Genomic DNA, 11469 nt, shown 5'->3' on the forward strand with positions numbered 1-11469 from the left:
CTGACCGCTACCATAGATAATCTACGGCGCGGCATTCTCTTCCACGGGCGGAGGAGGCGCGATACGCGGCGGCGGCGTGCCCTGCGCCGGAACAGGCACGGGAGCGGCGGGCTCACCAGGGGGCGGCTGGCCGATCGGCAGGCGAAGCTGGTTGGGCCCGATATTCACCGAAACGCCATCCTGATCGATGCCAAGGCTCATATTGCCCAAGCCCGCTTCGGCCGTGACATTGGCGATGGCGTTGACCAGATCGCTATCCTGCTCCTCCTCCGGGACCTCTGCCGGTTCGTTGATCGCGCGGCCCATGAAGTCGCGCCAGATGCGCGCCGGGATGCCGCCGCCCGCAGCGCCGCCGGGCAAGGGGCTATTGTTGTCATTGCCGATCCAGACAGCGGTGACGAGGCCGCCTGCATAGCCCACGAAAATGGCGTCGCGGCTGTCCTGCGTCGTGCCTGTCTTGCCGAAGGTGCGGGTGCGGAGCGCCGCTGCGCTGCCCGTGCCGCGATTGGCGGCGGAAGACAGGAGGTCGCGGATCATTTCGAGCTGATCGTCGCTAAACCGGCGCTGGCGGCCCATCAGCCGGTCGAACCAGCCCTGTTCCTCAGGCGGCAGGCCGTGGGCCAGCACGGGATAGGCCCCGGCCGCGACCGCCGCATAGGCTTCCGCCAGTTCCACCAGCGGGATTTCCGATGTGCCGAGCGCAAGGCTGAGATCCTCGGTCAGCGGAGCGGTAATGCCCAGATCGCGCGCGACCTTGATGACATTGTCCACGCCGACCTTCTGGGTCAGGCGCACTGCCGCGACATTGCTCGATGCCGCGAAGGCCTGGCGCAAGGTGATCTTGCCGCGATATTTGCCGCCATGATTGGCCGGGCGGTAGCTGCCGGTGGTAATCGGCGTATCATCGATCATGTCCTCCGGCGTCATGCCCGCGCGGAAGGCGGCAAGATAGACGAACAGCTTGAAGGTCGATCCGGGCTGGCGCTTCGCCTGCACGGCGCGGTTGAAGCTGCTTTTCCGGTAATTCTTGCCGCCGACCATCGCGACCACGCTGCCGTCGGGCTTCATCGCGACCAGCGCCCCTTCCGCGCCGCCCAGCGGGGCGCGCCGGATTGCCGCTTCGGCCAGCCGCTGTACCCGCCAGTCGAGCGTTGTCGCGATCGTCTGCTCGCCATAAACGGCACCCGCCCGGTCCCTCGCTTCAGGAAGCACCCAATCAGCGAAATAGGTGCCGCTGGTGGGCTCGGCCGTTTCCCGCACATCCAGCCGGGCCGGGCGCAAGGCATTGCGTTCCGCCTTGGTGATATAGCCCGCTTCCACCATCGCCTGGGTCACCAGCGCGGCGCGGGCCCGCGCGCCCGGCAGATTGCTGGTCGGCGCAAGCCGGGAAGGCGCTTTCAACAGTCCCGCCAGCATCGCCGCCTGAGAAATCGTGAGTCGTTCGGGCTGGCGGTTGAAATAATGCAGCGATGCGGCCCTTAGGCCGTAGACATTATCGCCGAAATAGACGTTGGACAGATAGCGTTCGAATATCTGGTCCTTCGTCAGCCATGCCTCCAGCCAGAAGGCGATCAGCGCCTCCCGCGCCTTGCGGCCGAAGGTGCGGTCGCTCGAAAGGAACACGCCTTTCGCCAATTGCTGGGTAATGGTGCTGCCCCCCTGGGAGGCTCCATCCGACCAGAGATTATGCCAGGCGGCCCGCGCGATGCCGCGCGGATCGATGCCCCAATGGCTATAGAAGCGGCGGTCCTCGATGGCCATGAAGGCTTGGGGCACATGCTTGGGCAGGCCGGTCATGGTCACCGGGCGGTCGATGATCGCGCCACGGCGCGCGATCAGATGCCCGTCCGAGGACATCAGGCTTATGCTCGGCGGCGCAATGGGCTTGAGCGAACGGGACAGGGGAGCGGTGACCGCCAGCCATGCGATCATCACCATGAGCAGCGCCAGCAGCGCCGCGGCGATCCATCCCGCTATGTGCAGCCGCCTGCGCCAGGGCGTGGGCGGGGCGAAGGCGCTGGGCGGCCCCGCCCCGAATTCGCGCGCAGCATCGGAGTCGGATTGGGGAGCGGGCAGGGGGTCTCTCATCGGTCCGGCCATGCTGTATTGTTAGGATGATACAGTCAAGAGTGTGCTGATGCGGCACAATATTTCGTTAACCACGATTGTGCATGGCCGAAAAGGTAAAGAAAGCGTTAATTCGGCCTATGCGAAAGCGCGCCCTCATTTTGACAACAGAGTCCGCCCGGCATCCCTTCCGCGCCCAACTGCCGCGCCATGTGCTGGAGCCTGCCGACATGAAGCGCAAGGATGCCGTTGCCACGTCCGATGATGGGGACTGGAAGCTGTTCCTGCTGAGTTTCTGCGCCTTTTTCACGGCTTTCTACAGTTTCATTTTCTGAGGCTGGCTCGCCATCAGTCGCAGGCTTTGTGAAGCCGCCAGGCGAGCCAGGCGCAGGGCAGGCAGAGCGCCGCCACCAGCAGCAGCTGATTCACAACGGAGATACCGGCGAGGCTGAGGCCGATGGCGATCAGCGATCCGGTCACCATCGCACCTGAATTCACGATATTATTAGCGGCGACGGTGCGCGCCGCCTCGCACTTTTCCACGGTCGTGGTCAGGAAGGCATAGAGCGGCACGACGAACATGCCGCCAAAGGTCGCCACGCCCAGCAGGCAAGCCGAAAGGGCGATCGCCAGTGGATGCGCCAGGAAGCCGCCCAGCGAAAGCATCTCTCCATCCGGTGCGGGCGTCCACAGATCGCAAACGAAGTGGAAAGCGACGATGCACAGGCTCATGCCGATGACCGACGCGGGCGCATAGCGCGCGGACACATGCCCCTTGAGCAGCCGGTTGATGGCGACCGATCCGATCGCAATGCCGATGGAGAATATCGCCAGGAACAGGCTGGCCACCGGTTTGTCGGCGGACAGGACATTTTTGACCAGCGGCGGGAACTGAATGAACAGCACCGATCCGACGGCCCAGAAGAAGCTGATCGCCATGATCGCCAGGAACAGGCGGCGGATATGCATGGTGCCGCGCACCAGCGCCACCGATGAGCGGATGATATGGAAATCGATCGGCTGCCGCTCCAGCAGCGAAGGCGCGGCGGGGACTTCGCGGCCAGCCAAATAACCGACCGCCGCAGTGATCACGATTCCCGCCGCCGCTGCCTCCACGGGGATGATGCCCGCGATGATGGTGCCGGCCAGAATGGCGATATAGGTGCCTGCTTCCACCAGCCCCGTGCCGCCCAGAACCTCTTCGTCCCGCAGATGCTGGGGAAGGATGGCGTATTTGATCGGGCCGAAGAAGGTCGAATGGACGCCCATGGCGAACAGGGCCGCCAGCAGCAGCGGTATCGCGACGACATGGACGGCAATCCCGCTCCAGATCAGGGCAAGGCCCGTCGCGCCTACCAGCATGATCGCGATTTCCGCAGCCTTCACGTATCGGATGATGGTCGCCTTGTCGCGCTGGTCGGCCAATTGGCCCGACAGCGCCGACAGAAGGAAGAAGGGCAGGATGAACACGCCCGTCGCCAGCGCGCTGAACCAGGTTTCCGACCGTTCGTCATTGTAGACGCTGTAGACGACGAACAGCACCATCGCGTTCTTGAACAGATTGTCGTTGAATGCGCCGAGGAGCTGGGTGACGAAAAGCGGCAGAAAACGTCGCTTCTTGAGGAGCCTGAGCGAGGCTTGCATATGCGAGGGGGTCTTCTTCGCTGTGGACGAGCGAGGCGCGGTCTAGCCGTTGCCGCCGGGTCTGTCCAACCCCTGATACGCGTTTGCAGGCAGCCTATGTCAGGTCTGCTTGTGCGCGGGCGCGGACTGTGGCAGTTCGCCGGGCATGCTGACGCTGCCCAATCTGCTGACGCTTTCGCGCATCCTGACGGTTCCCCTGCTGGTGGCGCTGCTATGGCCCGCCGAGCTGGGCGCGCGCTGGACCACCGGCTATGCGTTCGCCTTCGCGCTCTACTGCCTGATGGGCATCACCGATTATTTCGACGGCTATCTGGCCCGCGCGCAGGGGACCGTGTCCAAGCTGGGCGTCTTCCTTGATCCCATTGCCGACAAGATCATGGTCGGCGCGGTCATTCTGATGCTGTCGGCGACGCGGGACATTGAGGGCATCCACATCGCCGCCGCGATGATCATCCTGTTGCGCGAGATCGCGGTGTCGGGCCTGCGCGAATTCCTGGCGGGCTTGCAGGTATCGGTTCCCGTGTCCCGCCTCGCCAAATGGAAGACGGCGTTCCAGCTTATCGCGCTAGGCGCCCTGATCCTGGCGGGGGCGCTGCCGCAATTCCCCATCGTCCAGATCATCGGCATCGCCACCCTTTGGGCGGCGGCCATACTGACGCTGGTGACCGGCTGGGATTATCTGCGCGTCGGCATCAAGCATATGGATTGATCGATGGCCGCGCTCACCATTCTCTACTTCGCATGGGTGCGTGAAGCCATCGGCCGGGATGAGGAAAAGGTCGAGCGGCCGGAAACCGGCACCTCCATAGCAGAACTGATCGCCAAGCTGGCGACGCGTGGGGACGGCTATGCGCAGGCGCTTGGCGATCCCGAAAAGCTGCGCGCCGCGCTCGACCAGAAGTTTGTGCCGCTCGACACCATAATCGGTGAGGCGAAGGAGCTGGCGATCTTCCCGCCGGTAACGGGGGGATGAGCCGGGTCTCCATCCAGGCGGAGGATTTCGATATCGCGGCTGAATTGGCCGCGCTGGAAGCCTGCGGGGGTGGCGGAGTCGCCAGCTTCACCGGGATCGTGCGGGGCGGGGAGGGGCTTACCGCCCTGGAGCTTCACCACTATCCCGCCATGACAATGGCGCAAGTCGGCAGGATCGTGGAGGACGCCATGGCGCGTTGGCCGCTGCTCGGCGTGCGGGTGATCCATCGCTATGGACGGCTGGCGCCGGGGGAGCGCATCGTTTTCGTCGGCACAGCGTCCCGGCACCGGACAGCGGCGCTGGAAAGCTGCGCCTTCCTGATCGACTGGCTGAAATCCCACGCGCCCTTCTGGAAGAAGGAGCATTTCAGCGACGGCAGCGCGCGCTGGGTTGAGGCGCGTGTGGAAGATGACGCCAAGGCGCGCGGCTGGTTGGAGTGATGCTTACGCCGCCTGCGCATTGAGCGGCGGCAGTTCGGCTGCTTCCCGCAGCAGTTCCGCCAGCAACCGGAATTCCTTTTCCCGCGGGCTGTTCTTGCGCCAGACCAGCGCGATGTCGCGATGGGAGCGATCGGACCGGAGCGGCCGGGCAGTAATCTGCGTATGCTCCAATATGCCGCCGTTGATGGCCATTTCCGGCATGATCGTCATCCCCAGGCCATTGTCCACCATTTGCACCAGCGTGTGCAGCGACGTGCCCATCATCGTGGCGCTCGCCCGGATCTCAGGCCGGTTGCATGCCGCTAGCGCGTGATCCTTCAGGCAATGCCCGTCTTCCAGCAGCAGCAGCTTGGTCTCGTCGATCATCTCCGGCGCGATCCATTCGGGCGGATCGCGCGGATCGTCATGCGGGAAGGCGACATAGAGCCTGTCCTGGAACAGCAACTCGCTGTCCAGCTCTCCGGTGGGGAAGGGAAGGGCGAGCAGCACGCAGTCGACATTGCCGTGGCGCAGCGATTCGATCGCCGCCTGCGATGTCTCCTCCCGCAAATAGAGCTTCAATTCAGGCCGCTCCGCCCGCAGCCGGGGCAGCAGGCGGGGTAGCAGGAAAGGCGCGATCGTCGGGATCACGCTCATGCGCAGTTCGCCGGTCAGGGGCTTTCCCGATGCCTCCGCGATGGCGGCCAGTTCCTCCGCCTCCCGCAGGACCCGGTGCGCCTTTTCAACGATGCGGTCACCCAGAGCGGTGAAGCGGACGACCCGCCGGGTGCGCTCCACCAGGGTCACGCCGATCAGCGACTCCAGTTCGCGAATGCCCGCCGACAGCGTTGATTGCGTGACGTAGCAGCTTTCCGCAGCCTTGCCGAAATGCCCATGCTCTTTCAGCGCAACGAGATATTGCAACTGCTTGAGCGTGGGCATGTAGCTTGACATTGATCGCCTTCCTCAATGAGAAAGCGGAATATAATAGGCTCAGCCGATATATCCAAGCCATTTGGCCACGCCAAACAATGATGTCAGCATCAGGATGGTGCCAACGCCAACGAACAGCACGCGCGGTGCGACATGGCGGGCGAGCATCGCGCCGAACGGCGCGGCGATGACGCCGCCGATCAGCAGGCCCGTGGTATAAGTGGTGAACGCCTGCCAGCCCAGATGCAGCAGGAAGGTAATGCTGATCGACAGGGTCAGCACGAATTCGACCGTGTTCACGGTGCCGATCGTGTGGCGGGGGCTGGTGCCCTGAATCAGCAGATTGGATGTGACGATCGGTCCCCAGCCGCCACCGCCGCTTGCATCCATGAAGCCCCCCACCAACCCAAGCGGCGCGACCCATTTGGGATCGCGCGCATGCGGCGGGAAATGAAAGCCCCTCCAGACAAGATAGATGCCGATGGCGGCCAGATAGATCTGGACGAACGGCTTGATCACCGAACCGTCAATGTTGGACAGCACATAAGCGCCCGCGACGCCGCCGATCACGCCGGGTATGATCAGCCGCGCGAACAGCCGCCAGTCCACATTGCGATGCGCTATATGGCTGATTGCCGACACGCCGGTAGTAAAGGTTTCCGCCGCATGCACGCTGGCCGAAGCGCGGCTGGGCGGGACCCCCAGGGCGAGGAGCAGCGTACTGGAAATAACGCCATAGGCCATGCCTAAAGCCCCGTCGATCATCTGCGCACCAAAGCCGATGAGGATGAAGGGCAATATCTCCCCAAAATGGGCAATCAAGGTATCTGTCATCCACGAGCCTTTGGCATGTTTGTCTACCGCAATGATAGGTAAATCATCGAGGTCCAAGACACATTCTGTTTTGTTGATGCAAGTCTAAATAGCGGCCATCTGGAAAAATTGTCCCTTTGGGCCTATGTACGGCGTGTCAGCTTTTCAGGGGCGCTTCATGCTGCGCAATCTTATCGCTTATCTCGACTCGGTCAAATCTCGTGACCCGGCGCCGCGCTCCCGTGCAGAAATCCTGCTCTATCCAGGCGTGTGGTCGCTCGCCTTTCATCGGGTGGCGCACCGCCTTTACAATGCCCGGGTGTATTTCCTTGCGCGGGCGATCAACCATCTGTCGCGCTTTTTGACGGGCAATGACATTCACCCTGGTGCGAAGATCGGCAAGCGGTTCTTCATCGACCACGGCTTTACGGTGATTGGCGAGACTGCCGAGATCGGCGATGACGTCACGCTTTACCAGAATGTGACGCTGGGCGGGACCGACCCGGCCAATGGCATCGCGGGCAAGCGCCACCCGACCCTGAGCGACGGAGTCATCGTCGGGTCGGGCGCGCAGGTGCTCGGCCCCATCCATGTCGGACCCCGCGCGCGTATCGGAGCGAACGCCGTCGTCACTCGCGAAGTGCCGGAAGGCGCGACGATGGTAGGCATCCCGGCGCGGCAGATGCTGGTCGATGTCACGGCCTATCAGCGGGAATTCCTGCCCTATGGCACGCCCTGTTCGGATTGCTACGATCCTGAAAAGCAGAAGCTTGAACTATTGCAATGCGAAGTACAGCAGTTGCAGAAGCGCCTCGCTGAATTGATGCAGGAGCGGGACGCCCGTTCTGTCGCGCCCGGCGAAGACGTCCCGCTGTTTCAGGAGCGTGGCCGCGCCTGATGAGTAATGTGACGCCGTTTCCCGTTCACGGCGCACCGTCTGGGCAGATCGGTTTCGACCGGCTGGAATTGATGCGGATCATGGACCTTTATGGCCGCATGGTGTCCGCCGGACATTGGCGGGATTATGCCATCGACCTTGGCCGAGACGCCGCCATCTTCTCTGCTTTTCGCCGGTCAGCCGAACGTCCTGAATACCGGATCGAAAAACGTCCGGCGCTCCGCAATCGTCAGGGAATGTGGGCCTTGATCGGGGAGGCCGGGAATATATTGAAGCGCGGCGCGGAACTTCAAGGCGTGCTCGCGCCCGTCGAACGCCGCCTGCTCAAGATCGTGGGCGACTGACGGCCTGTTTAGGCGCTGTTCGATGGCCCCGACAGCGCTGCGGGAGGCGCTTCCTCTCCATCAAGGAAACCGCGCAGTTCGGACATGAACCGGTCGAACTGGTCATGGTGCAGCCAGTGACCGGCATCGGCGAACTCAACCAGCCTTGCATCCTTGAAGTGACTGAACCGGCCGTCCTTCACCGGGTTCGATGCCCAGCTATCCAGACCCAGGCAGAGGAGGACGGGGCAGGCGATGCGCGCCCAGAATTGCGGCAGGTCTGCCTCCGCGGCCGTTTCCGGCGGCAGAGTGCGCAGATAAGGGTCGAACTTCCAGCCATAGCTGCCGTCTTCGTTCCGGTTCACCCCATGCGCCGTTAGATGCAGCGCCTGTTCGGCCGACAGATGATCGTTGCGCTCCCGCATGCGGCCGACGGCAGCTTCGATCGTGGGATAATGGCGGGCGGCGCGGCGGGCGCTCGCGCGCCGGTCCTTGATCCATTCCTTCCATCGGTCAGGCATGGAAAGTGCGTTCTTTTCCTCCAGCCGGGCTGGTGACAGACCTAATCCCTCGATCGCGACAAGCCGCTCCACCCGATCCGGGAACAGCCCCGCATAGCGCAGGACCAGCGATCCCCCTAGGGAATGGCCGACAAGGATCACCTTGTCCCGGCCCAACTGATCAATCAGTTGCGCGAGGTCATAGACGAAGTCCGCCATCGCATAGGAGCCCTGTGCCGACCATGCGCTGTCGCCATGGCCACGCAGGTCGGGGGCGATGACATGATAATCCTGTGCCAGCGCACGCGCCGTCCAATCCCAACTGCGTGCATGGTCCAGCGCCCCATGCACCAGGATCAGCGCTGGTGCGGAACGGTTTCCCCAATCCACATAATGCAGCCGCGTCCGCAGGGAGGTATAGAAATGAGAGCTTGGGCAAATCGTGGCCGAAGGAGTCATGCGGTCCCATATGCTGGAGGCGAAGGCAGGTTTGATGTTCATCTTCCTTCGGCGAACTCCGCTAAGCTGGCAAGCGCCTTGGCCGGTGCACCACTGAATATTAGCAGTTTTCGCACAAGGCGGAGAGGCGATAACGGCGCTTCCCCGGGTCAATCGTGCCAAAACGGGAGAAAATGGCCCGCCTGATCACAATCCGGTGGGCAAACCCGACACCCCGGAAGAACGATCGGCGGTGACGCCTTGCCGCGCGATCGACACGATCCGCGCCAGGTCGGCCTGCTTGAACGGCTTGTCCAGCCTCAGCCGCTTCGTCGCGTGCTGCGGCAATTCTGCAAAGCCGGTGATGATGACGACCGGCAGCTCCGGGAGTGTTTCGCTCAAGGCATCGGCAAGTTGCGCGCCCGTCATATGCGGCATCGCATGATCGGTGATGACCAGATCGATATGCCCCTGTTCCAGCATGCGCAGGGCGTCGGCCGCCGATCCCGCCTGGAAGACGGTATGGCCCAGTTCCTCCAACATGCCAGCCGTATTGGTAAGGACCAGATCATCATCATCGACCGCCAATATGACGAGCGGCTGATCGTCGGACGGATAAAGATATTCGACGGGAGCAGGGGTATCCTCCGCCAGATCGCTTTCCGCAGGCGCGACAGGCAGCCACATGGACACGGTGGTGCCCTGGCCCGGCTCGCTCGATATGATCAGCGACCCGCCACACTGCTCGGCAAAGCCATGCACCATGGACAGGCCAAGGCCGGTGCCCTTGCCCACGCCCTTGGTGGTGAAAAAGGGTTCGCGGGCGCGGCTGAGCGTCGCTTCGTCCATGCCGTCCCCTTCGTCGATGACGGACAACCGCACATAGCGGCCGGACGCCAGGTCGGGCCGCTGTTGAGCAAGCACGTCCAACTCGACCCCTTCGATGATCAGCCGTCCGCCATCCGGCATGGCGTCCCGCGCATTGACCGCCAGATTGACCAGCGCCAGTTCCAGTTGCGCCGGGTCCGCATGGGCGCAACTCAGCGAAAGAGGGAAGCGCGTCTCTATCGTTACCGTGCTGCCCAGCGTCGTTTCCAGAAGGGCGGCCATGTTCCGCACCAGCGCGACGCAATCCACCCTTCCCAGCCGCAATTCTTGCTTGCGGGCGAAGGCCAGCATCCGCTGCGTCAGCGTCGCACCCCGTTCAGCCGCCGTCATCGCATTCTGGATGTAGCGCGACACGTCGCCGCCGGTTTCCAGCCGCTGTTTCGCAAGGTCCAGGCTGCCGACGATGACCGCCAACAGGTTGTTGAAATCATGGGCGACGCCGCCTGTCAGCTTGCCGATGGCGTCCATCTTCTGCGATTGGAATATGGCTTCGCGCGCCTCTTCTAGCGCCAGTTGCGCCTCCCGGCGTTCGGTGAGGTCGCGGGTCACTTTCGCGAAGCCGACCAGGTCGCCCATCATGTTGCGGATGGGGTCGATGACGACGCTGGCCCAGAAACGCGAGCCATCCTTGCGGATGCGCCATCCTTCCGCTTCGAACCGGCCCTCGCGCGCGGCGGTCTCCAGCGCACGCACCGGCACGCCCGCCAACCGGTCCTCGTCCGAATAGAAGCGGGAGAAATTCTCGCCCATTATCTCGTCGGCGGTATAGCCCTTGAACCGCTGTGCGCCCGCATTCCAGCTGGTGACCGTGCCGACCGGGTCGAGCATGTAGATCGCATAATCCGTCACGCTCTGTACCAGCAGCCGGAAACGTTCCTCGCTCACCCGCAGCGCTTCCTCGGCCATGCGGCGTTCTGTCAGGTCGCGGGTAACCTTTGCGAAACCGATCAGCACGCCACTGGCATTGCGGATGGGGTCGATGACGACACTGGCCCAGAAACGAGTGCCGTCCTTGCGGACGCGCCAGCCCTCGGCTTCGAAACGGCCTTCATGCTCGGCAGTTTCCAGCGCACGGGCGGGGATGCCCGCCGCCTGATCCTCAGGCGTGTAGAAACGGGAAAAATGCTGGCCGATGATCTCATCGGGATCATAGCCCTTGAACCTGCGCGCGCCCGCATTCCAACTGACGATGATGCCATTTGGCGACAGCATGTAGATCGCATAGTCGGTAACGCTTTGCACGAGCAGTTCAAAGCGGTTTCCAGACTCCTCCGGCGCCGCCGTGATCATGATAGCCCCCGGTAAAAACTTATATCTTCTTGAAAAGACAAACACCCCGCATGCGGGTTCGTTCCGTTTAACAAGCCTATCACAATTGCTTCCCACTTAGCCTATTGCAAAGAGGATGTTATTTTTTAAGCTCATTTTCGTCCCGGATATGAACTGCGGTCCGGCCGTTGACGCGGGCCGACGCAGCCGTTAATCGGGTGCCGCGCGCGGGTGTAGCTCAATGGTAGAGCAGAAGCTTCCCAAGCTTACGACGAGGGTTCGATTCCCTTCACCCGCTCCAGCG

12 protein-coding genes and 1 tRNA gene are annotated in these 11469 nt (G+C 62.9%); 7 read left to right on the forward strand and 6 right to left on the reverse strand.

Features of this window, described 5'->3' with window-relative positions; genetic code table 11:
• Positions 1-21: 21 nt before the first annotated feature.
• A complete protein-coding gene (locus L288_RS30055) occupies positions 22-2100 on the reverse strand; it encodes a transglycosylase domain-containing protein (RefSeq protein WP_031304240.1) in 2079 nt (692 codons plus the stop codon).
• A 107-nt stretch (positions 2101-2207) separates the two neighbouring features.
• Between L288_RS30055 and L288_RS30060 the strand changes: the two genes are divergently transcribed.
• On the forward strand, positions 2208-2402 hold the full coding sequence (locus L288_RS30060) for a hypothetical protein (protein ID WP_021237898.1): 195 nt from the start codon (positions 2208-2210) through the stop codon (positions 2400-2402).
• Positions 2403-2415: 13 nt separating this feature from the next.
• Here the strand turns inward: L288_RS30060 and L288_RS30065 are convergent, their stop codons facing one another.
• Positions 2416-3711, reverse strand: coding sequence for an MFS transporter (locus L288_RS30065; protein ID WP_021237899.1), 1296 nt, complete (start codon positions 3709-3711; stop codon positions 2416-2418).
• Between the two features lie 145 nt (positions 3712-3856).
• Between L288_RS30065 and pgsA the strand changes: the two genes are divergently transcribed.
• Genes pgsA through L288_RS30080 form a run of 3 tightly spaced genes read left to right on the forward strand, consistent with a single transcriptional unit; the run spans position 3857 to position 5124 of the window.
• Complete coding sequence (pgsA, locus tag L288_RS30070; RefSeq protein ID WP_021237900.1) at positions 3857-4420, forward strand: CDP-diacylglycerol--glycerol-3-phosphate 3-phosphatidyltransferase; 564 nt, start codon at positions 3857-3859, stop codon at positions 4418-4420.
• Positions 4421-4423: 3 nt separating this feature from the next.
• The gene (moaD, locus tag L288_RS30075) at positions 4424-4684 is read left to right on the forward strand and encodes a molybdopterin converting factor subunit 1 (protein WP_021237901.1); all 261 of its coding nucleotides are present in this window, start codon (positions 4424-4426) and stop codon (positions 4682-4684) included.
• Entirely contained in the window at positions 4681-5124 is a 444-nt protein-coding gene (locus L288_RS30080; protein WP_021237902.1) for a molybdenum cofactor biosynthesis protein MoaE, read from the forward strand. Before moaD ends, L288_RS30080 begins: the two co-directional genes overlap by 4 nt.
• A gap of 3 nt (positions 5125-5127) precedes the next feature.
• Here L288_RS30080 and L288_RS30085 read toward each other — a convergent pair whose 3' ends face one another.
• Both L288_RS30085 and L288_RS30090 read right to left on the reverse strand, forming a co-directional pair.
• Positions 5128-6057 carry a hydrogen peroxide-inducible genes activator gene (locus tag L288_RS30085; protein ID WP_021237903.1) on the reverse strand — a complete coding sequence of 310 codons (930 nt, stop codon included), beginning with the start codon at positions 6055-6057 and terminating at the stop codon, positions 5128-5130.
• Positions 6058-6096: 39 nt separating this feature from the next.
• Positions 6097-6870 (reverse strand): sulfite exporter TauE/SafE family protein, encoded by a 774-nt coding sequence (locus tag L288_RS30090; RefSeq protein ID WP_021237904.1) that lies wholly within the window; start codon positions 6868-6870, stop codon positions 6097-6099.
• Positions 6871-7027: 157 nt separating this feature from the next.
• Between L288_RS30090 and epsC the strand changes: the two genes are divergently transcribed.
• Positions 7028-7747, forward strand: a complete 720-nt coding sequence (epsC, locus tag L288_RS30095) for a serine O-acetyltransferase EpsC (RefSeq protein WP_021237905.1) — start codon at positions 7028-7030, stop codon at positions 7745-7747.
• The gene (locus tag L288_RS30100) at positions 7747-8091 is read left to right on the forward strand and encodes a DUF2794 domain-containing protein (protein ID WP_021237906.1); all 345 of its coding nucleotides are present in this window, start codon (positions 7747-7749) and stop codon (positions 8089-8091) included. The genes epsC and L288_RS30100 overlap by 1 nt, the downstream gene beginning before the upstream one ends.
• An 8-nt stretch (positions 8092-8099) precedes the next feature.
• On the opposite strand, the gene L288_RS30105 is transcribed toward L288_RS30100, so the two are convergent.
• Together L288_RS30105 and L288_RS30110 are read right to left on the reverse strand one after the other, a co-directional pair.
• Positions 8100-9029, reverse strand: coding sequence for an alpha/beta fold hydrolase (locus L288_RS30105; RefSeq protein WP_051209632.1), 930 nt, complete (start codon positions 9027-9029; stop codon positions 8100-8102).
• 186 nt (positions 9030-9215) lie between these two features.
• On the reverse strand, positions 9216-11186 hold the full coding sequence (locus tag L288_RS30110) for a hybrid sensor histidine kinase/response regulator (RefSeq protein ID WP_021237908.1): 1971 nt from the start codon (positions 11184-11186) through the stop codon (positions 9216-9218).
• A gap of 206 nt (positions 11187-11392) precedes the next feature.
• On the opposite strand from L288_RS30110, the gene L288_RS30115 reads away from it, so the two are divergent.
• Positions 11393-11466 (forward strand) — tRNA-Gly (locus L288_RS30115).
• Positions 11467-11469: the final 3 nt, after the last annotated feature.

The organism is Sphingobium quisquiliarum P25, from assembly GCF_000445065.1.
GTDB lineage: Bacteria > Pseudomonadota > Alphaproteobacteria > Sphingomonadales > Sphingomonadaceae > Sphingobium > Sphingobium quisquiliarum.